This window comes from Methylomonas sp. HW2-6, from assembly GCF_052474525.1.
Window position 1 is genome coordinate 3,291,922 of sequence record NZ_CP184124.1, and the last position, 22,454, is coordinate 3,314,375.

At 56.5% G+C, this 22,454-nt stretch carries 15 protein-coding genes; 4 read left to right on the forward strand and 11 right to left on the reverse strand.

Going from position 1 to position 22,454, the window contains the following annotated elements; translation table 11 throughout:
• Positions 1 to 75: 75 nt before the first annotated feature.
• From ACH518_RS15910 to ACH518_RS15920, 3 genes are all read right to left on the reverse strand, one after another.
• Positions 76 to 8,796: a GH36-type glycosyl hydrolase domain-containing protein gene (locus ACH518_RS15910; protein ID WP_445370803.1), complete on the reverse strand. Its 8,721-nt coding sequence runs from the start codon at positions 8,794 to 8,796 to the stop codon at positions 76 to 78.
• A 141-nt stretch (positions 8,797 to 8,937) separates the two neighbouring features.
• On the reverse strand, positions 8,938 to 9,096 hold the full coding sequence (locus ACH518_RS15915) for a DUF3309 family protein (protein WP_140912781.1): 159 nt from the start codon (positions 9,094 to 9,096) through the stop codon (positions 8,938 to 8,940).
• Between the two features lie 66 nt (positions 9,097 to 9,162).
• Positions 9,163 to 9,294, reverse strand: a complete 132-nt coding sequence (locus ACH518_RS15920; RefSeq protein ID WP_140912780.1) for a DUF3096 domain-containing protein — start codon at positions 9,292 to 9,294, stop codon at positions 9,163 to 9,165.
• A gap of 451 nt (positions 9,295 to 9,745) precedes the next feature.
• On the opposite strand from ACH518_RS15920, the gene ACH518_RS15925 reads away from it, so the two are divergent.
• Both ACH518_RS15925 and ACH518_RS15930 read left to right on the forward strand, forming a co-directional pair.
• Complete coding sequence (locus tag ACH518_RS15925) at positions 9,746 to 12,274, forward strand: chemotaxis protein CheB (protein ID WP_445370804.1); 2,529 nt, start codon at positions 9,746 to 9,748, stop codon at positions 12,272 to 12,274.
• A gap of 120 nt (positions 12,275 to 12,394) precedes the next feature.
• Positions 12,395 to 14,506, forward strand: coding sequence for an EAL domain-containing protein (locus ACH518_RS15930; protein WP_445370805.1), 2,112 nt, complete (start codon positions 12,395 to 12,397; stop codon positions 14,504 to 14,506).
• Between the two features lie 81 nt (positions 14,507 to 14,587).
• Here the strand turns inward: ACH518_RS15930 and ACH518_RS15935 are convergent, their stop codons facing one another.
• From ACH518_RS15935 to ACH518_RS15955, 5 genes are all read right to left on the reverse strand, one after another.
• The gene (locus ACH518_RS15935; protein WP_445370806.1) at positions 14,588 to 15,172 is read right to left on the reverse strand and encodes a hypothetical protein; all 585 of its coding nucleotides are present in this window, start codon (positions 15,170 to 15,172) and stop codon (positions 14,588 to 14,590) included.
• A gap of 34 nt (positions 15,173 to 15,206) precedes the next feature.
• Positions 15,207 to 15,494: a hypothetical protein gene (locus ACH518_RS15940; RefSeq protein WP_445370807.1), complete on the reverse strand. Its 288-nt coding sequence runs from the start codon at positions 15,492 to 15,494 to the stop codon at positions 15,207 to 15,209.
• Positions 15,495 to 15,629: 135 nt separating this feature from the next.
• The gene (locus ACH518_RS15945; RefSeq protein WP_445370808.1) at positions 15,630 to 16,043 is read right to left on the reverse strand and encodes a carboxypeptidase regulatory-like domain-containing protein; all 414 of its coding nucleotides are present in this window, start codon (positions 16,041 to 16,043) and stop codon (positions 15,630 to 15,632) included.
• A 116-nt stretch (positions 16,044 to 16,159) separates the two neighbouring features.
• Complete coding sequence (locus ACH518_RS15950; RefSeq protein WP_140914321.1) at positions 16,160 to 17,044, reverse strand: OmpA family protein; 885 nt, start codon at positions 17,042 to 17,044, stop codon at positions 16,160 to 16,162.
• Positions 17,045 to 17,064: 20 nt separating this feature from the next.
• The gene (locus ACH518_RS15955) at positions 17,065 to 17,451 is read right to left on the reverse strand and encodes a DUF4398 domain-containing protein (RefSeq protein ID WP_445370809.1); all 387 of its coding nucleotides are present in this window, start codon (positions 17,449 to 17,451) and stop codon (positions 17,065 to 17,067) included.
• 284 nt (positions 17,452 to 17,735) lie between these two features.
• On the opposite strand from ACH518_RS15955, the gene ACH518_RS15960 reads away from it, so the two are divergent.
• Positions 17,736 to 18,290: a PAS domain S-box protein gene (locus ACH518_RS15960; protein ID WP_140914319.1), complete on the forward strand. Its 555-nt coding sequence runs from the start codon at positions 17,736 to 17,738 to the stop codon at positions 18,288 to 18,290.
• Between the two features lie 21 nt (positions 18,291 to 18,311).
• Here ACH518_RS15960 and ACH518_RS15965 read toward each other — a convergent pair whose 3' ends face one another.
• Entirely contained in the window at positions 18,312 to 18,632 is a 321-nt protein-coding gene (locus tag ACH518_RS15965; RefSeq protein WP_140914318.1) for a hypothetical protein, read from the reverse strand.
• Positions 18,633 to 18,697: 65 nt separating this feature from the next.
• On the reverse strand, positions 18,698 to 20,677 hold the full coding sequence (gene shc / locus ACH518_RS15970; RefSeq protein WP_445370810.1) for a squalene--hopene cyclase: 1,980 nt from the start codon (positions 20,675 to 20,677) through the stop codon (positions 18,698 to 18,700).
• 372 nt (positions 20,678 to 21,049) lie between these two features.
• On the opposite strand from shc, the gene ACH518_RS15975 reads away from it, so the two are divergent.
• Positions 21,050 to 21,769 (forward strand): Crp/Fnr family transcriptional regulator, encoded by a 720-nt coding sequence (locus ACH518_RS15975; RefSeq protein ID WP_445370811.1) that lies wholly within the window; start codon positions 21,050 to 21,052, stop codon positions 21,767 to 21,769.
• A gap of 195 nt (positions 21,770 to 21,964) precedes the next feature.
• Here the strand turns inward: ACH518_RS15975 and ACH518_RS15980 are convergent, their stop codons facing one another.
• Positions 21,965 to 22,303, reverse strand: coding sequence for a hypothetical protein (locus ACH518_RS15980; RefSeq protein ID WP_445370812.1), 339 nt, complete (start codon positions 22,301 to 22,303; stop codon positions 21,965 to 21,967).
• Between the last annotated feature and the right edge of the window lie 151 nt (positions 22,304 to 22,454).

Below are 22,454 nucleotides of genomic sequence, written 5' to 3' on the forward strand. Positions count from 1 at the left end.
AGTTTTCTCGACGCTCAACCAACACAGTAACCCTAATCCCATAAACCGTCGGTACGGTAACCAACAGATTGACCGCTAGGTGGCAACGACTTGCGCAAGGCCCACAACCACTAAGACTCGATGCTGTTTTCCGTCGTCCCGCAAACCAATGCCTTCGCCAGGCACTTGCGCTACGCCGTCCAACTCGAGGCAGGCAACGCCACGGGTGGCGCCATCCGGATTCTCAACACTGATGTTATAAACACTGTCACCATGCCGATAGACCATGCTGTAGCCTTGCCAGGCTTTCGGAATACACGGCTCGAACAGCAAACGATCGCCGCGCAGTTGTAAACCCAGGATCGATTCCAACCCGGCCCGATAAAACCAACCGGACGCGCCGGTGTACCAGGTCCAGCCGCCGCGGCGGGCGTGCGGTGCCTCTGAATAAATATCCGCCGCCAGCACATAGGGCTCGACTTTATAGGCATAGACCCCGGTTCGGCTGGCGCTGCGCTTGATCGGATTCAGCATGCGCAGCAATTCGGCGGCTTGATCGCCTTCGCCGAGCAGCGCATAGGCAATCACCGACCAGATTGCGGCGTGGGTGTATTGCCCGCCGTTCTCGCGAATGCCGGGCGGATAACTTTTGATATAGCCGGGGTCGCGCTCGGTCTTGTCGAACGGCGGCGTGAACAACAACAGCAAATCGTCGCCGTAGCGCACCAGATATTCGCGTACCGACTCCATCGCCCGCCGCACCCGCTCCGGGTCGGCGGCACCGGAGATGACGCCCCAACTTTGGGCGATGGCATCGATCCGGCATTCGGCATTGGTGGCCGAGCCCAGCGGCGAGCCGTCGTCGAAATAGGCGCGCCGGTACCAGGCACCGTCCCAGCCCTCCGCTTCGACGGCGCTACGCAGTTGTCCGGCATGCTCCAGCCATCTCGCGGCGCGTTCATTCTCGCCACGCGTTTCGGCAATCGCGGCAAAATCCGACAGGGTTTTGATCAGAAACCAGGCCAGCCAGATGCTCTCGCCCTGCCCGCGGTTGCCGACCCGGTTCATGCCGTCATTCCAGTCGCCGCTGCCGATCAGCGGCAGGCCGTGCGCGCCGGTGGCCAAGCTTAAATCCAGCGTGCGTGCGCAATGCTCGAACAGAGTGGCTTCTGGTCCGGTTTCGGTCGGATGAAAATAGGCGTCGTCCTGCCCCTCCGCCAACTCAGGCCCTTCCAGAAACGGTAATAATTCCTCCAGTACCGCGTTATCGCCGCTGACTTTTAGATAGTGGGCGACCACAAACGGCAGCCAGACCCGATCATCGGAAAAACGGGTGCGCACACCGCGACCGGTGGGCGGATGCCACCAATGTTGCACGTCGCCCGCTTCGAACTGGCGGACGGCGGCGCGCAGAATATGCGCGCGGGTCAAATCGGGCCTGGTCACCGCCAAAGCCATACTGTCCTGCAATTGATCGCGAAAACCAAACGCGCCGCCGACCTGATAGAACGCCGCTCTCGCCCACATCCGGCAACTCAAGGTTTGATACAGCAGCCAACCGTTCAACAGCACATCCAGCTCGCGGTCCGGGGTTTTGACTTGCACCTTGCCCAGTATGCTCTGCCACGACTGTTTGACCTCGGTAAACGCAGCGGCAACGTCACTTAACCTGTGGCGGCGGATTAATTCGCTGGCGTGCGCTTTATCCTTGCCCTGCCCCAATAAAAACACAAGCTCAATATTTTCACCAGGCGCCAGTTCAAAGCTGGTTTGCAAAGCCGCGCAAGCGTCCATACCCGCACCGACCCGGTTTTTTAGCGGTTTGCGGCTCAACAAGCCGGCCGGCGCGTCCAGGCTGCCGTTACGACCTAGAAATTCGCTGCGATTGGCGGTCCAGGCCGTTTGCCGTCCGGCCAAATCGGCAAAAGCGATCTGCTCGCCAAATTCCTGATCCCAAGGGTTATAGGCCAGCATCGCGCCGGTTTCCGGATCGAGTTCGGTGACGATATGCGGCGCGGTGACGCTACGCGAGGCACCGAGCACCCATTCCAGATAGGCGGTTACGCTCAAGCGCCGACGTCGCCCGGACACATTGGTTAAGGTCAACACAGACAGTTTGACCGGATCGACCGGATGGACGAACTGCAACAAGTCGCTGTGCACGCCGTGGGAGGCATGCTCGAAGCGGCTATAACCCTGGCCGTGCCGAATCAGATAACTGGCGTTTTCGACCCGGATCGGCAGCGCGGTCGGCGTCCACAGTTCGTTGGTATCGTCGTCGCGTAAATAGAATGCCTCGCCCGGCGCATCGCCGACCGGATCGTTCGACCAAGGCGTTAATTGGTTCTCGCGGCTATTGCCGCACCAAGTGCAACCGCTACCCAACTCGGAGACCGTGAAACCGAATTCAGGATTGGCAATCACGTTGATCCACGGCGCCGGCGTGTTCTGGCCTTTATCCAGCACGATCACATATTCGCGGCCGTCTTCGGCAAAGCCACCCAACCCATTGAACATTTCCAGCGGCGGTGCCGCCAGTACCGGCGCTTCACCCGTCAGTAACGGCAGGGAGGGCATGGCGATGAACGGTATTGCCGGGCGCGGATGCCTTAACAGTTGTTCGGCCAGGGTACCGCGATTGCCCACCAACATCGCCCGCGCCGCCGTCTGTAACAAACGCCGCTCTTCCAGGGATAACTGACCGGCCTGCTGCACAAAAATCGCACCCTGCCGTTCGTGCTCCGCCAACGCAGAACGCGCCAGATTTTCCCGCACCAGCGTTTCCAGCAGATTGTGAAAGTCTTCGACGTAAGAAGCTTCCCTTTCATTCAGGATCAGCAGATCGACGATGAGGCCTTTAATCCGCCAATATTCGTGAGCGCGCAGCAATTGCGCGACAATCGCGCGATCTTCCGGCTCGCCGACCCGCAGCAACAAGATCGGTCTATCGCCGGAAATACCGTGGCGCCACAAACCGGCGACATTCAGCTTATTCAGTTGCAGCGACTTCCCGGCCGGCCTTAACGACGGATCGGCATAAATCAGCCGATTGGCCAGCATTTGAAACAACTGAGCCTCATCCGGCTTGGTATGCAAATGGTGCAGTTGCACATGGGCATGGGTCCAGGCCAGGGCAGACACTCGTTCCCAGGCCATCAGATTATGATATTTGTCGGCCAAATCCGCGGCAGCCTGCCGCGAGGCGGCGACCAGCGTGGTAAAGGTCAGATGCTCGGTCGCCCCCGCTGCGATTTTAACGCGAGTGCGCAGGCTGAATATCGGATCGAGCACCGAGCCGACGGTATTGCTTAACGGTCGGCCGTCCATCACAGCCAATGGCGCCCGCAAAGTTTGGCCGCGGCCTATGAAACGAGCCCGGTCGGTTTCATATTGCAAACCATCGCCGGTTTGGCGGTCGGCCAGCACGTGCGCGGCCCACAATTGCGGGTCTTCGGTGGAGCGTTGCCGGCGGTGTGCGATTAATGCCCTGGTCTGCGGCAAGTACTCGGTATGCACAAACAAATTGGAAAACGCCGGATGGGCGATGTCGGCCGGCAGCGTCGTCAGCACGATTTCGGCATAAGACGTCACTTCCACTTCGCGCTCGCGCATGCTGTTATTGGTCAAACTCAGCCGGCGGATTTCGGCATCGTCTTCCGGTGACACCACAATTTCCAGAGTAGTGACAATGGCGCCATCGGTACGCGTGATCCGCGCCCGGTCCTCGACAAACACCACGTCATAGTGGTCAGGGGTGGCTGTAGTCGGTTGGTAGCCGGCCGACCAGACCTGGCCGCTATCGACGTCGCGCAGGTATAAATAACTGCCCCAGGCATCGCGGGTGGTATCTTCCCGCCAACGGGTGACAGCCAGATTCCGCCACTGGCTGTAACCAGAACCGGCTGCGGTCATCATTACCGAGTAACGGCCATTAGACAACAGCAGCGTGGACGGCACGGACGACATCGGCGACGGCACTCGGCGCACCGGCGGTTGCACCGTTTCTTTCACATCGGACAGTTCCTGCAACAAGGGCAACACGCTGGTATCGGCGCCGTGCGGGATACGTTCCTGCAACAATAAATCCGCGGCTTGAATCAGCGCCGCGCGATGGAAACGGTGCCGCATCGATCCGTCATGTATCACATTGGCGAACGCTACCAGCGACATCCCTTGATGATGCGCCATATAACAACGCACCAATGCCACACGCTGGCCATCCGCCAGACGGACCGGTGTAAAATCCAGCGCTTCGTAAAAACCATAACGCCCCAGCGCACCTTCCCGTTCCAGGCAGGCGAAGTTTTCGACCGCGGCATGCGGTAGATACATCGCCGCCAACGCCGTGGCGTAAGGGGCTATTACCAGTTCTTCGCCCAAGCCGCGCTTCATGCCCAGACCGGGCACGCCGAAGGCGGAATACTGATAGGTCAAGTAGATGTCTCGGCCGTTGAACGCCGATTCCGACACGCCCCACGGCACGCCGCGTTCCTTGCCGTATTCGATCTGCCGCTTTACCACCAAGCGGCAGGTCTGATCCAGCAGGCTGTAGCGGGGGGTAAAGGTCACCAACGACGGCATCAGGTATTCGAACATCGATCCGGACCAGGACAGCAAAACCGTGCCGTGGGCGACACGCGTCACCCGCCGGCCCAAATGGAACCAATGGGAACTGGGCACGTCGCGTTTGGCGATGGCGATAAGACTGGACAACCTGGCCTCGGACGCCAGCAGATCGTAATAACTGGGATCGATGGCGCCTTCCGCCACCCGGTAGCCGATGGCAAACATGTGCCGATTGGCGTCGTACAAAAACCGAAAATCCATGTCCCGAAACAAACCTTCAAACCGATCGGCCATGATAGCCAGGCGCCGATGCAGGGCCCCGGTCTGTTCTCCAGCCCGGCGCAGCAGCACAATCAAGGCCTTCTGAGCGGAAGTTGCCTGTTCCGGCCGGGCATATTCTGCATGATCGGCCCAAGCAGCATAGCGGTCGGGGAGTTCGCATAGCGGCGTTTCCAAAGCAAATTGCTGGTTTGTTTCGCCACTCTGTGTACAGAGTGGCGGGTATTGCTCGGGAAAATGAATCCACGGAAGCAACATAGCCACATCGCGGGCATGCGAACGGATATCGTCGAATAAAAAGCCAGCCCAGGCCAGCACTTCGTTATCCTGGCTATCGCCGCGTTCCGCGGCATGCGCATTCGCCAGATCGAGCAAGGCGTTGCCGCAAACGGTCAATTGCTGCCACAGCGCGCTCCAGGTAACGGCGTCTGTGGGACGGCTGGCCAGTAGCTCGGTTAAAGTATCGGCTTTTTGCCGCAATTCTTTTAAGGTTACCGTCAGGGTTCGGCGGTTATCGCCGATATTGGTCAAAGCGTCTAGCAATAAGCGATGCGTATCGGCCAGTCCAAGCAACGCGTTGTTTAAATCCAGCGGTCGGCCGGCCATGTCCCGGCAGGCTTGCGCCAGCGTCAGCACATGGCCGGCCAGATTGCCGCTATCGACGGTGGACACGTAACGTGGTTCCAGCATTTGCAAGTTGCGGGTGTCGTACCAGTTATAAAAATGCCCGTGCAGTTTGGGCAAGTCGGTCAGGGTGGCCAGCGTCGCTTCCAGACGCTCGACGGTGTCGATCAAACCTAGCCAGCCGAAATCACGGGCGGACACCACCGACAACAAATACAGACCGAAATTGGTCGGCGAACTGCGATGGGCGATAACCGCTTGCGGATCTTCCTGAAAATTATCCGGCGGCAGATAGTGTTCTGCCGGCGTGACAAAAGCGGTAAAAAACCGCCAGATACGCCGGCCATACAAGCGCAATTGCGCGCTATCGGCCGGCAACAGCGCTTCGGCGCTATCGATTTTAGGCGGCAGACTCAAGGCCCGCGCCACCACCGGCGCCAACCACCAAAGCACTAAAAACGGCGCCGCCGGCACAATCGCGGCCGGATTGAACACCACCACCAACGCGCCGGCACCGAACACCACCGAGGACGAATGGCTGAGCGGGCGGATTAAATTCTTCAACGCATGGCCTGCCCCGGCTTTAGCTTGCAAGGCCGTCACCCATTTCAGCAATTTGCGGCGCGTGACGAACAAGCGCACCAGCGTGGTGACGATAGCGTCGGTCATCAACCAGGCCTGTTGCGCCAACAGCGTTAACGCCACCAGGCTATTGCACAGTGCCCAGGCGATGTTCTCTAAGGAACTGCGCAAATGCGTGGCAAAAGTAATTCCGCGCCGGGGTAAGGTAAAGCCGGCGGTAACCGCCAGAATGGCCGGAAAAGCCAAGGCCGTCAGCACGAAGCCGATCAGGATCGCCAGTGGCGCATCGGGTATGGTCCAGCTTGCCACCAGGGCGGAAAAGGCTGCCGGCGCCGACAGCGACCGGCGCAGATTGTCGAGCATTTTCCAGCGGCCTATCATCGGCATGCCTTTGCCGAGCGGGCCGAAAATCCAGGGTATTAGTTGCCAATCGCCACGGGTCCAGCGATGTCCGCGCGAGGCAGCGACTTCGGTGTGCGACGGAAATTCTTCGAAAAACTCGATATCGCTAACCAAGCCGCACCGGACGTAAACGCTCTCGAACAAATCATGGCTGAGCTGAGTGTTCTCCGGGACCCGCCCCGCCAAGGCCGCTTCGAAACTGTCGACATGGTATAGGCCCTTGCCGCTATAAGTGCCGAGGCCGAACAAGTCCTGATACAGCTCGGATACCGAACTGGAATAGGCATCGGTACCGGAGGCGCCGGCGAAAATTTGGTGGAACATCGAGCGCTCCTGGCGTTGCGGCAAGGTCGGCGTAACTCTGGGCTGCAAGATGCCGTAACCGTCGACGATGAGTTGGCTGTCGGCATCGAACACGGGCTTGTTCAAAGGATGTGCGGCCACTCCAACCAGTTGCGCAACCACGCCCATCGGCAATTTGGTATCGGCGTCCAAAGTAATGACATAGCAAACCCCGGACGGCGCGGCCGCCGGCTGGCCGCCGATTGGCAGAAACGAGGTATCGGAGGCACCGCGCAATAGCCGATTGAATTCCTGCAACTTTCCGCGCTTGCGCTCCCAACCCATCCATTTACCTTCGCTGGGATTCCACAATCGTTTGCGGTGAAACACATAAAACCTGTGCTGACCGTACTTGGCGTTCAATGCGTTGACGCCATCTAGGGCAAGACTGAGCAACTCATCGTCGTTAGGCTGCGTTTCCTGATCCGCATCCGCCCAATCCGACAACACGGCAAAACTCACGGCGCCATCCGGGTTGGCCAGATAACGGATTTCCATTTGTTCGACTTGTTGCAGTACGCCGTTTGCGCTGAAGAACATGGTCGGCACGACCACAAACGTGCTCAATGCTTCCGGCACGCCCTGTTTTAGCTCCAAGCGCGGCAAATGATTGGGCGGCAAACCGGCTAGAATGAAGTGATTAATCAGGCCGACAGCAATATCCGAAGCCGGAAACGCAAGGACTAGGCACAACAAACCCAACTGCAAGGCGTTCACCCCGGACGCAGCGGATACGCTCAACGGCAAGGCCAGCAACAACAGTGTCAATAGTCCCACACTACCGACATAAGCCCAGGCGGCATGTCTGACATAGCTGCGCAACAGGCGTTGTTTGATGGGCGGCCGATAAGCGAGTTTTGCCTCGAAAGCATAACGGCCGGCACCGATCAGATAATAGCCCGGCTCCGTTTGCCGAGCATCGCGGCAGGCTTGATCTTTGGCGATTTGCGCTTCCGCGACGGCCCGACGCGCAATCTCCACTTCAGACGCCGGCGCGTGTTTGGCTAATTCCTCAATCGCGTGGCGGTAACGATCGCGGGTTAAAAAGTCCATAGCGGTATAGCCATCATGCCCGCGTAGATAAGCATCGACCAGACTGACATCCTCCACAAAGCCCGGCCAATCGAATGCGGAAATGGCGCGCATACTGGTAATGATGTTGCGTACCGTCAGGTTGTCGGCGATTTGCGCGGCATGTTCCCGTTGCACGATGTCGTCCAGGCTCAAGCCTTGCTCGCCCAGCCAGTCGTTCAGAAACGCCAGGGACAGCGCTATCGACGGATGCGGGTCATGCGACCGTTGCAGCAGTTGCACCGCATAGGCCTGGCGTAAAGGTTCGGCGGGCAATTCAGGGCTGGGAACCGGCGGATCGGGCCTATCCGTGCCGGCCACGATTTGTTCGACATGATCGACAAATTCATCCGCCAAGCGCCGGCCGTTTTGCGAACGCATGATGCTAACGGCCAAACGCCGCAGATTTTCGACCAGCAACACCCGCAGCGTAATCGGAATGGCCCATAGTTCGCCCAGTGTCAGCGGATCGACGCTCTGATACGCTTTGACGAACACGGTCAGCAAATCCGGCGCGAAGCGGCTGTCGGTGTGCGCCACCAAGGCCCAGGCGATACCGTAAACCCGGGGATATCCGGCCAATACACCCTCGGCGAGTTTCGGCAATTCCCGCGAATAACTTTCCGGCAGATCGACATGAATGTCGCTGATCTGCTCTTCGATCACATGGAAATTATCCAGCAACCATTCCGCTGCCGGGGTGATGGCATGTTGCTCGCGCACCGCCTTGGCGACGGCTTTGTAAGCTTCCAACAAAACCTGGGCATTCTCGCGCACCCGCGGAATCAGCTTGCGCCCTTTCTTCAAGGTGATAACTTTTTGGGCGTGCGCCAGACTGTCTGCGTGTTGTTCCAACCTTTCCGTGCTGAACAATTCAAAGCGAATCGGCGCTTCCTCGCCGCCAGGATGCTCGCTTCTGACATGCCGCCTTTGTTCTCGCCGCTTGGCCATGGATTTATTCTCCGGTTCTGATGAGAGTGTGGATGCGTGCTGCCCATCGACATCGTCGATGCGGAGCGCGTTGGGAAGACAGTAGGCAAAAATAGAGTGGCTGGGTTGAATGGCATTCAACCCAACGTCTTTGCAGAAGAGCTAAATTTTGCCGAGTACCAACAGAATCAAAACAATGACTAATATTAAGCCTAAGCTGCCGCTGGGTCCGTAGCCCCAGGAACGGCTATGCGGCCAGACCGGGATTAAGCCCAACAACATTAAAATCAGTATGACAAGTATCAGAGTGCTAAGTGACATGGTGATGCTCCTTATGAATTCGGGCCGTTAACGTGCAACTGTTCGGATTGGATTGAATCTGCCCGCTTAGCGGTGTATCAGACCCAACACTCCGACGACGATTAAATACACCGCCACCAAATAACTCAGAAATCGGGGCACCATTAAAATTAAGATGCCTATCGCCAGCGCCAATAAGGGTTCGATTGCCAGATTCATCGCGTACCTCCTCGAATAGTGGAGGTCTGAGCTTAACGCCGAGCGCAAGCGGGGGTCTGTACGCTGTCGCACATACTTATTTTCGGTTGCGCTCCGCCGGCCCTAACGGGACGTTGCTCGGGAACGGCTTTATTTGGGTTTACCGGACGCCAATCTTTCACGACCTGAAGATTGACAACTTTTTGACGAGACAAACCCAGGCGAGTGCGTCAAAACCAGCCGGTGCGCGCAGGCACGGCTCGGCATGCGGTTGAGCTTGACGGTTTCGGATATTGACCGGCCGCCCGTCGCCCGTGAAAATCCGGCTGCCGGGCGTGTGCAAGAATTGGCCGGACCTCTCCGGTAAAAAAGAGACTCGCGGTTTTAGATTAGGGATCGGCTGATCCGCAGTTTAGAATGGTTCTAAAATCCTCATTAACCAGTAAAGTGGTGATATCAATTCGGTCGGACAATGAACAAAACTGACATGGAGCCAACGATCATCGGCATTGGTGCGTCCGCCGGCGGTTTGGAGGCGATCGAACAATTTCTTTCTCAAGTCCCACCCAATTGCGGCGCAGCCTTTGTCGTTGTCCAACACCTCGACCCAACTCACCAATGCATGTTGGCGGAGTTACTGCAAAGGGTCACGCCAATGAAGGTGACCCCGGTCAGCGAGGGAATCAAAGTCAAAGCCGACTGCGTCTACGTGATTCCAGCCAACAAAGACCTGTCTATTCGCCAAGGTAAGCTGCATTTGCTAGACCTGAGCACGCCGCGGGGATTGCGTCTGCCGATCGATTTATTCTTCAAAGCTCTGGCTAAAGACCAGCATGAGCGTGCGATCGGTGTGATTCTGTCCGGCATGGGCACCGACGGTACGGAGGGCTTGCGTGCAATTAAGGAAAATGCCGGGATAGCGCTGGTACAAACGCCGGAATCCGCCAAATTCGATGCCATGCCGCAAAGCGCTATCGAAGCCGGTTTGGCGGACGCCATCGCCCCGCCGGATACCCTGTGGGAACACATAGCGGACAGACTGCGGCAAAGTCGCCGCGGAGTGCAGGCGATTTCCGAACCTGTTCTTCCCCTGAAATCGCAAAGTGCGCTGGAACAAATCATCGCCTTACTCCGTGCTCGCAGCGGGAACGACTTTTCCTTATACAAAAAAAACACTCTTTACCGCCGCATCGAGCGTCGGCTGGGGTTACACCAAATCGACACGGTGGCGCATTACGCACTCTATCTGCGCGAAAACCCGCAAGAGCAAGATCTACTGTTCAAGGAACTACTGATTGGCGTTACCAATTTCTTCCGGGATGCGCCCGTCTGGGATCACCTTAAACGCCAGGTGATCCCGGCATTGCTGGCCGAGTATCCCCAGGGCAAGGAACTCAGGGCTTGGGTAGCGGCCTGCTCGACCGGAGAAGAAGCCTATTCCCTGGCCATCGTGTTCAAAGAGGTCCTACGCCAGAACGGCCTGCAACACCTCTACAAACTGCAAATTTTCGCCACCGATCTCGATGCCGAAGCGATCGAGAAAGCCCGAAGCGGGTTTTATCCAGCAACAATTGCCGCCGATGTCTCCCCGGACAGGCTGAATGGCTTTTTTATCGCCAAAGATAACGGTTACTGCATAAACAAGGAAATTCGGGAAATGGTGATATTCGCTCAGCAAAACATCATCGCCGATCCGCCGTTTACCCGACTCGACCTGCTATGTTGCCGCAATCTCTTGATTTACTTGAATCAAGATTGCCAAAAGAAACTGATACCCTTGTTCCATTACGCACTGACCGCGCGCGGTGTTTTGTTGCTCGGCAACGCCGAGACCATCGGCATGTATAACGAGTTCTTTTCGACCATCGATAGCCAGTCCCGGTTATACCGCCGGGCCGAGCAACCCTTGTCCGTTGCCGACATCGAATTCCCAACTAAATATTTTCCCGTAAAAGCCATAATGCATTCTGATTCCACCAAGCCGACAACCATCATAAATTTGCAACATCAAGTCGAGCAATTACTGCTGGAAAGGTACTCGCCGGCCGCGGTGCTGGTCAATGCCGAGGGCGATATACTCTATATTCATGGCCGCACCGGCAAATACTTGGAACCGGCTGCAGGCAAAGCCAATTTGAATATTCATGCCATGGCCCGGGAAGGACTGCGCCACGAACTGGCGAATGCGATCAAACTGGCACAGATGCAATCGGAACCGGTCGTACTGTCGGGCTTGACGGTCGGTACCAACGGGGGCAGTCAGATAATCAATCTCACCGTGCAGGCTATCGACAGGCCGGAGGTATTGAAAGGGGCGCTGATGCTCGTCTTCGCCGATGTAGCAACGCCGAAGCCCAAGAGGCACAGTCGCCGTATCACGCCGAACGCCGAACTGCAGCTTGCGTTGGACGAATTGAAAAAAGCCCAGGATGAAAACCAAAGCCTTCTGGAAGAGGCGCAATCGTCCCAGGAAGAGTTGAAGTCCTCGAATGAAGAACTGCAATCCACCAACGAAGAACTGCAATCCACCAACGAGGAATTGACCACGTCCAAGGAAGAAATGCAGTCGCTGAATGAGGAATTACAGACCGTTAATGCAGAACTGCAAGCCAAAGTCACTGACTTGTCAGGGGTCAATAACGATATGGAAAACCTGCTCAACAGTATGGAGATCGCAACGATTTTTCTGGACAACGCTTTGAACGTTCGCCGGTTCACCAGCCACGCCACGCATTTATTTAAGCTGATTGCCGGCGATATTGGCCGCCCGCTTACCGATATCGTGACCTCGCTGGATTACCCGCAACTGCATCAGGATGCTCAGGACGTGCTACGCACATTGGTGTTTGTCGAAAAACAAATCAAAACCAACAACAACTGCTGGTTCAAGGTACGCGTCATGCCCTATCGTACCCAGGATAATGTAATTGACGGCGTGGTCATTACATTTATCGACATATCCGAAACCAAGCGGCTGGAAGCCCAGTTGCGGGGAGAATAAGGCATGAAAAAACAGGTGCACCTCGCCCCAGATCCGGCCGAGCTGCGTCTAAGTGCAGAGCGGCAGCTTATTGCCAACCCGAGGCGACAGACCACAGCAGCAAGCGAAGAAAAAAGGCTGATGCATGAACTACAGGTGCATCAGATCGAACTGGAGATGCTGAACCAAAATCTACGCCACGCGCAAAACGAACTGGAAAAATCCTGGGCATCCTATTTCGATTTATACGATTTGGCGCCGATTGGCTATCTCACCGTTAACGATCGAGATGTGATTCTGAATGCCAACCTAACCGCAGCAAAGTTATTGCTCACCACCCGCAAGGCTTTGCTGAAAAAACCGCTGACCCAATTGATTCTGCCGAGCGATCAGGACATTTATTACCTGCATCGCAAACAAATAACGGAAACGGGCGAGCCTCAGGTTTTCGAACTTCGCTTGCTCAAACAGGATGGCGTCGGCTTTTGGGTGCGGCTTGAGATCAACCGCATGGCCGCAGCCGCCGGCGCTGAAAGCTTTCGGGTCGTGATCAGCGATATCAGCGAACAAAAAGCCAAGGACGAGTATCTTCGGCAGGCTGCGGCCATGTTCGAAACCACACGGGACGGAGTCATGGTGACCGACGCCAACACCAGGATTCTGATCGTCAATCGAGTCTTTACCGAACTCACCGGCTATTCGACCGCTGAAGTGCTGCACCAAACCCCGCGAATCCTGAAATCGGGCCGCCAAAATGCGGCTTTTTATCAGGCAATGTGGGCGGAACTCAATGCTACGGGCAGCTGGCAAGGGGAAATCTGGAACCGGAGCAAGAACGGCGAGATTTATCCCCAAATGCTCAATATCAGCGCGGTGCGCAATGAAGATCGCCAAGTGACGCATTACGTGGCCGTGTTTTCCGACATTAGCCAACTAAAAAGCGCGTTCGAGCGCCTCGATTATCTGGCGCATCACGATCCTTTAACCGAGCTCCCCAATCGTCTGTTGCTGTTTGCCCGTCTTGAGCACTGCATCGAATTATCCTGTCGCGACCGCAAGTCTTTTGCCGTCCTGATGCTGGATTTGGATCGATTTAAGGACGTTAACGACAGTTACGGCCATCTGGCTGGCGATGAGTTGCTGCAACAGGTCTCCAAACGTCTAACCAGTCGGCTAAGGGGTGTCGACACCGTTACCCGCCTGGGTGGCGACGAGTTTGCATTATTGCTGGAAGATTTATCGCACCCTCAGGATGCAGCTTTGGTCGCTACCGATATTATCGAATCGCTGAGCGAACCTTGGTATTTATCCAAAGGCATTGAAGTACGGATCGGCGTCAGCGTGGGTATTAGTTTATTCCCCGAGCACGGCAAAACATCCGAAGCGCTCCTGCAACAAGCCGATGCCGCGTTGTATCGCGCGAAAGCAGAAGGTCGCGGCACTTTTAAATATTTTTCTGAAGATTTAACCGAGGCAGCCGTTCGCCGCATCAAACTGGAAACGCTATTGCGACGAGCCATAGCGAAAAACGAATTAACGGTCCATTACCAACCCCAGATCGATATCCGGACCGGCACCGTGATCGGTGCCGAAGCCCTATTACGCTGGTACCATCCCGACGAAGGCATCATACCGCCCAGCCAATTTATTCCGGTGGCCGAAGAAACCGGCCTGATTGGCGAGATTGGCGAATGGGTGCTGCTAGAGGTTTGCCGCCAGGGCCAGCGCTGGATCGAATCCGGATTGCAGCCGCTAAAATTGGCCGTCAATTTATCGCCGTGTCAATTCAGACATGGCGATATTGGCGCGCGGGTGACGGAAATCCTGCAAACGACCGGCTTTCCGGCCGAGTACCTGGAATTGGAATTAACGGAAAGCGCGCTGATGGAAAGAGAATCCGAAGCCGTCAAAATCCTCAATTCACTGCGAACCCTGGGCGTTCGCTTGGCGATTGACGATTTCGGCACCGGCTACTCATCATTGGCATATCTGAAACATTTCCCGCTGGACAGTCTCAAAATCGATAAATCGTTTATCAATGATATTCCGGACTCGGACGATGACAAAGAAATTGCCTCAGCGATCATTGGCATGGCACACACACTGAGACTAAAAGTACTGGCCGAAGGCGTAGAAACCCCCGCTCAACTGCAATTTCTCGCAAAGCAAGGCTGCGATTTCTATCAAGGCTACTACAAGAGCCCGGCTCTGCCCGCCAATACCTTTGCCGCGTTGGTCAGCCAGGCTAACTGACGCTGCAGCGGCAATACTTTTCCAAAACGTGCTGACGCGTCGAAAGCCCGCCGGCCTCCATGGTCGTGGCGTTTGGCCGGATTACCGCGTTTGCCGTAACCAGGCCGCATCGACGACGAAACGGAATGTCTCCAGCCGTCGACCGGAGCTGGCGCTATGGACGTCATTGACGTTATGGATCGGGATTGCCAGCTTGTCATGGCCAGCGTGCGGGTCCGGTTGCCGCCGGGTTTCCTTGATGCCGCCGAGCAGACTGCGCCGCCCCTGGATCAGACTGCCATCGTGCCTCAAGAACATGGCGCCGGCATCGGCCACTCCTGCGACCGCCAGGCTATCGAACCAGACATGAAAAAGCTGGATACGCTGCCGGATTTGTTGCCGATTGCCGGTAACCGCGGTCTCGCCGGGATTGGCGCGCAGAGCGGCTTTGGCCATGCCGGGAGAGTGGGTGAACACGATCACGTGGGCGCCCACTTTACTCACGCGTCCGACGATATTCCGATCGGAGATTCCCGGGTAAATGTCGGCAAGCGGATGCGGCACATCGGTGTGGCAAACCCCCCAATACAGAATGTGGACCTGCACGGCATCGGCAATCGTTTTGTAGCGGACTTGCGGTTTCGGCGAACCCAAATCCGATTTCGCCGGGCGATGTCGAAGCGGCATAGGGCTAGGCAAGACAGATATCGCAATCGGGTTGTTAGGTTAATTTGGCAGCGACATCGGCCAGCCCGATTCTAAGATCGTCCCATACCTGGTCGGCCGTATCTTTCAACGCCAGCCAGCCATATTTGCCGGATTCTTCCAGCTCTTTCAGTTTTTCTTCAGCCGCTTGTTGCTTGGCGCGCAGGACATCCAGCTCTTCGATGTAGCTCGTTTTCAACAGTGCCGCAGCATTCTCGGCTTTTGCGGTCAAATGGTCGACCTCGGCGCTCCATTCTCTAAGCTGAGTCGCCAAGATTTCGATGTACTCGTTTTTGGTTTTCATGTGTGTCTCGTTGGTGATACTTGTAGGAATGGCAGTATCAGGAGCCATGCGCCGGCGCGGGACGGCCTAAAGCGCTGGCGGCAATTTAGCGGCCGCGGGTAACGGCGTCCGTACGCTAACCCACATATGCCAAACTTAACGATCCGGCCAAGCAAACCCCAACGCCGCCCGGTGTTTGCCGTCGACGGCTACGGATTTACGAATCGTCTGCCCTTCATGATCGGCGCTAACCCGATAGCGGCCGGGCTTGAGCTTGGCAAACAGAATCGGGCCTGCGGAGACGGTATCCAGCACTATCCGGCCATTGCCGTCGCTAATCCTGACGCTTACGCCGCTGAAATACTCGCCGCTATCCTGACTGGAAAACAACAAGCTCAGGTTGTAATCGGTGCGGACGTTATTTAGCGCCGCCCGCTCTTCGATACCGACACCGCCGCTGATAAAGCCCACGTCGCCCTGGTTCTGTTCCTCAAGTGAAGATGCACCGGCGCCGGCCGAGATGCAGTGCAAAAACCACGCAATCATCAAAGCGGTATATCGTTTTTTCATCTTCATCATTCCTCGCTACTTGGCGAGACTTGAAAAACTAAGTTCGCCTTCATCAATTCAGGCAGCGGCTGAACCTGCCGATTGCCCAACGTTCCGGGTGGCCGAATTTGAGCCCGCTAGCGCGTCGCGATATTGCCGTTGGCATCTGACAGGATAATGTCGACCCGCCGATTCAATTGCCTGCTGGCGGCTGTGTTGTTGTCGGCAACCGGATAATCCTCGCCATAACCGCGGGTTCTGACCCGGTCACTGCTGACACCGGAATCCACCAGAGCGGTCCGTACCGAATAGGCTCGGCGCTCCGATAAGTCCTGATTCAGGTCGGCACTGCCCCTGGAGTCGGTATAACCTTCGACCAACACCTTGTAATCGGGATATTGCTTCAGAAAATCGGCCAGTTTGTCGATGTTACGCAGGCCGCCGGATTGCAATTGCGCCTTGTTGCTGCGGAATAACACGTCGCCCAAGGTGATTACCAGACCGCGCGCGGTTTGCTTGGCGTTCAGTTCGTTGATCAAAATGTCCTGTTGGGCGATCAAGGCCTGGTCGCGCTGGCTATTGGCGCCGGCTATCGCCAATTCGCCGGCTTGCCTGTCTACGGTTTGTTGGCTGATCGCCACTTGGCGTTTGGCAGCATCGGCTTCGGCGGTACGCGCGTCGAGACGTACTTGGTTGCGTTTGCCCTCGGCGTTATTCACGGCGGTTTCCGCCGTTTTGCGCTTGGCCGTTGCCTGCGCAATGGCCACTTGTTGGGTGGCGATATAGGCCAGATGGGTAACGGATTCGTCCTCGTCATCTTCGGCGTAGGCGCGGTCGGCTTTTTTGAGCGTGTCGTCCGCCTGCTTCATTTCCAACTCCGCCAGCGTTCCCACTTCGGAATTGATGCGGGCGTTGTTGTAACTGTTGTGGGCATCGATCAAAGATGCATTGGGCACGGTGGTGCAGCCGGATATTATGGCGGCGGCGATCAGCGTATGCGGAAAAATTCGGTAGATTTGCATATTGAACTCCATTGAGGAAATTATTGAGCTTTGCGGTCGATTTCTTCGCGCAGGACGCGATTGCTTTCCTGCAGCTCGCGCGCCGCTTTTTGAGCCTTTGCCGCCCGCGCGGTCGCCGCAGCCAGTTGAGCGTCGACTTGGGCCTGTTCCGCTAATTGCCTGGCTTGCAAATAGTCTTTCTGGGACATCGCACGTTCGGCGGCATCCAATTTCTGCACGGCGGCCCGCAACGGTATCGGCGCATACTCGTTACCTCCGGCGCTACTGGCACTATTGACCGCCGCTTTGGACACGGCCATTTGTTCGGTCGGAGCCGGTATACTGGCGCAGCCGGCCGCGAATAGCGCAGTAGCCAAACCGATGCCGTATATGGTCCGAGACGGTAGAGGGTATTTAATGATTGTCATGATTTTTTGTCCTGTGCGTTAAACATCGAATGCCACCGCAGCCCGGCCTTGCCGCCTATCCCGTTGCGGTCGATTGCCGTAAAGTCGCTGAAATTTTTCAAGCTCCAACCCGAGGCGGATGTTAGGATTAGCAGAGAATTGGCCTAGGTAAGCGTCGGGGTCGATTAGACGCCTTTGTGCGATGCAACACAGTTCGTTAACGCACATAGGCCCGTCCTGGCGGGCGATAGGGATTCGCTTGGTAACAACTTGGAGTCGATATGTCGACCTGGAGAAACTGCGGTATGAACTTAAAATGGGATGGAATCGAGCGGCGCAAGTCGCTGAGAGAAAAAGCCGAAGCCATGGTATCCAGTGTCTCGCCACCAGCGTCAATGAATATCCAGCCGGCGGAAATGTTGCTGCACGAACTGTTGGTGCACAAAATCGAACTGGAAATGCAGAACGATGAGCTGCAACGAACCCATCAGGCTCTGACGGAATCCCGAGATCGCTATAAGGACCTTTACGAGTTCGCCCCGGCCGGCTACCTCATCATCGATGCCGAAGATCAAATCAGCGAAATCAATCTGGCTGGCGCCGCGTTGTTCGGGGCAAATCGCGATCGCTTGCACTTGGCGCGCTTCTCCAGGTTTGTCGCCGCAGATTACCGCGACCACTGGTACCGCCAGTTTCGGCAAATGATGGATTCGGCTGACGCCGAAGGCTTGGCGTTCGATCTGGAATTACTGCACCAAGACGGGTCGGTGTTTTATGCCCATCTCGACTGCCGGCGTCGGGAATTTACCGATACGCAACCTATGCTGCTGGTGTTTCTAACCCAAATCGGCAAGCGTTGAACGTCTGCTGCCGGACCGGTTTTATGGTAGAAGCGACTCCCCTTCCTTCGAATACAGGCTTTCGATCAAGCGCCGTTCCTCGTTAGTCAGCGATATGCGGGAAACTGTTTGCGCAGGGCGAGCCTGCCCGGCAACGTGCGCCAAACGCCGCTCGCAGTTGCGCCTGTCTCCTATGCGCGTATTTCGACTGCGCCGGTCGGATTTCGGCCAGGCCAGATAAGCGTTTTCGATATTTTCCAGCCACTGCGGCGAAGCAAATGGATAGGGAATTTGCCGCCTATCGGCCAGGCGACGGCTAGACGCCGAGCGGCGCGGTTTTGAGCGCGAATCATGGGTATTCATCCCCGTTGCTCCTGTCGGTGCCAAGTCTATCGGTGCCCCGGAACCGGCAATCCGGCGGCATCACCCTACCCGCTCATGCCGCTGGTTCTTCGTGCCCGGCCATTTCGATAGCGGGCCAAAGCCCATAGCGGGAAAACCTTGTCGTAGCCATGGTACTTCAGGTAAAAAAACTTCGGAAACCCCGGCGCGTTGAAACAGTCGTCGTGCCAGAATCCGTCCGCCTGCTGGCCTTTTAGCAGATAATTCACGCCGCCGGCCACTTCCGGACAATCGGTTTCCCCGGCCGCCAGCAAAGCCATCACCGCCAACGCGGTGTGGAACGCGGTGCTACTGTCGAATACGCCGCGGACCCAGGGCCGATGGTAGCTGAGATTGCCTTCACCCCAGCCGCCGTCGGCGCGTTGCCTGGACTTTAACCAGGTTACGGCTTTGCGCACGCTGGCGTCGTTTGCGGCAACGCCAGCGGCGGCAAAACCCAGCAAAACCGACCAAGTGCCGTATAGGTAATTGGTACCCCAGCGCCCGAACCAGGAACCATCGGCCTCCTGCTCCTTACGCAGATAAGCGATGCAACTCTCGATCACTTCGCGGTATTCCAACTGCTCTACATCCAGTTTACCCAACAGCATGACGCAACGGGCGCTAACATCCGCCGTTGGCGGATCCAGCAAAGCGCCGTGATCGGCAAACGGGATCTGGTTTAAATAGTAATGGTTGTTGTCGGCATCGAAAGCGCCATAACCGCCATTGCGCGATTGCATGCCGGCGATCCAGTGCGCTGCGCGCCGGATATTTTCGGCAAACGCCGGCGTATCGGCTTGCAGCATCGCATAGGCCACCACTGCGGTATCGTCCACATCCGGATAATAACTGTTGCCGAACTGAAAAGCCCAACCGCCGCCGGCCAGCCCAGGGCGTTGCACACGCCAATCCCCCGGTTCTTCGCATAACTGTTTGGCCGCCAGCCAACTCAGGGCCGACTGGGTGGCTTGCCGGCAGCAGGCCTCGGCGTTTTGCTGATCGGCCTCCTGCAAAGCCAGTACCGCCAGACCGGTATCCCAAATCGGCGATACGCAAGGCTGGCAGTAGGCGATATCGCCTTTCACCACCAGCAATCTATCGATGGCGGCTCGGGCGGTTTGCCGTTGGGCGTCGTCAGGCGGAACGCCGAGAAAGTCCATCGCTTCGTAAGCGTTGACCATTGCGGTGAAAATAGCCCCCAATCCGTCATAGCCGTTCAATCGAGCCATATACCAGTCCGCAGCCCTGACCGTGGCCTTACGTCGGACAAAGTCGGGTATCAACGGCTCCAGGCACCGGCCAAGCCGATCCAGCACCAGAATGGCCTTGCCTAACGGCGTTTTAACGTGGGAGAAATAGTGCTTTTCTTGATCGGGCGCAGTGATGAAGAGCTCCGCACAGCCGATTTTACGCGGATTGCGCGCCTTCACTCGGTATGTACACAGCACAGAAAGCGGCACCATCACCGTACGCGACCAATACGAGACTTTGTCGATATGAAACGGAAACCACTTCGGCAACAGCATGATTTCCACCGGAAGAAACGGTACGGCGCGCCACGGGATTTGCTCGAACATCGCCAGCATGATGCGGGTAAACACATTGGCCTTCGCTGCGCCACCCTGCCTCAAGATCCAGACGCGGGCTTTCAGCATATGGGCCGAATCCGCAGCGTCACCGGCCAGTTTCAGCGCGTAATAGACTTTAACGGTGCAACTCAAATCGCCTGCGCCACCTTTGTATAACGGATAACTACCGTCCACGCCGGCCTGGCTGCGCAGGAAGTTGGCAATTTTGGCTTGTAGCGCCGTATCGATCTCGGCCATATGATGCATCATCATGATGTACTCGGCCGGAATCGTGCAATCGGCTTCCAGCTCGAACACCCAATAACCGGCCGGGTTTTGCAGCTTCAACAACTGCGCCTTGGCCATCGCAATCGCCCTATCCAGATTTACCGGCGCCGCGCGGGCAGCGCTGCAGTCAAAATCCACACCGGCCAGCGATGAATTTTCTGTTAGCATGATTTTAATTCTCTGATTTCACCCGTGCGATAAGGCCTGCGGGCCTCCGACTCGGCGCGAAGACATTCAAAAAAAACGCCGCAACTCACATAGGTTGCGGCGACAGTTGGCACACATGGTCTTGGAGATTGCCTGAAACTTGAACATCAATGCTTGGAAGTTACAAAACTGCAGCTTAAATGCCGACAGCATTGCGGTCTGTACGCTATCGCACATAAGCCGCCTATTCGATAGGCCGGCACTACCATTTCTGCGCCCGTCGCTCTGTTCCTTAACGCACAGAGCGGAAATGCACGGCCTATTACAATGGGGCTACACTGGCCGTTATTGCTGGAGCGGATCTAATTTTTTTGATAACTACCAGGGCAGCAAATGAGCGATCTCGACAATCCGCAACTCAACCATTTGCTAAATGCGTTGCCGACTGCCGAATACCAACGGCTGCTACCGCATCTGGAACGCGTGGACATGCCGCTGGGAGAAGTAATTTACGAATCCGGCGGCGAATTGCGCTACGTCTATTTTCCCGCCACCTGCATTATATCCTTGCTGTACGTGATGGAGAACGGCGCGTCGGCGGAAATCGCCGTCGTCGGCAACGACGGCATGATCGGCGTGGCATTGTTTATGGGCGGCGGCAGCATGCCGAATCGGGCCGTGGTGCAAAGTGCCGGATATGCCTATCGTTTGCGTGGACAACTGTTGATGCAGGAATTCAACCGCTACGAAGTGATGTTGCATTTGTTGCTGCGCTATACCCAGGCCCTGATCACGCAAATGGCGCAAACCGCGGTATGCAACCGGCACCATTCGGTAGACCAGCAACTATGCCGCTGGCTGCTATTAAGTCTGGACCGGCTGCCAAGCAACGAATTGGCGATGACACAAGAATTGATCGCCAACATGTTGGGCGTACGCCGGGAGGGCGTTACCGAGGCGGCCGGCAAATTGCAGCAGGCCGGTTTGATTCATTACAGCCGCGGCCGAATTACGGTGCTGGACCGGCCCGGCCTGGAAGCGCGGGTCTGCGAGTGCTATCACGTAGTCAAAGCCGAATCCGACAGGCTGCTGCCCCCCCCCCAAGAGCAATAAACTCAAGCGTCAAACGCCGTGAGTCGATTTGGCCGTCGCGCCGCTCGGCATCGACGATTCGGATACCGAATCCGTCGATAGCCGTAACCGGCGCCCATAAAAAAGCCGGCTGTTGCCGGCTTCAAGGATGTGACTCATCATTCTGCCGCCTATTTGCTGGTTTCGGCGAGTGCTGGCCGGATTCCGGATGTTGGATTACCGTTCCTGTTTCATTTCAACGATGCCTTGCTCAAGTTCGGCCATGCCTTCATCCAATTTACCGGCTTTGGCGGCTTTGATGGCGGCCTTCAGCTTGGCGTTAGCCCGTTGCAACCGAATGGAACTGCCTTGCTCATTTTGGACTTTTAACGCCTCCCAAGCGACGGTTGCACTTTCGATAAAGGCTTTGGTGTCGCCGGTCTTGCCTGTTTCCAAGGCATTGTTGGACAGGGTGATCAGGTTGGTAAAGTTTTCGTTCATCGGACTGCCGGCGGCATGCGCGCTCAGCGAAACCCACGACAAAACCAATGCCATCAAAAAGTATCTAGTTTTCATAAATCTACCTGGTGTATGTATTTTAAATGCGCAAAATGCCGAATTTCGGTGGCCGACTGAAAGCTTCTCAAGATATCGCATAGTGCTCTATAACCGGGACGTCAAAACTGAAACGCACTCGTGCGAATGCACAATGCACGCGTTTACATCC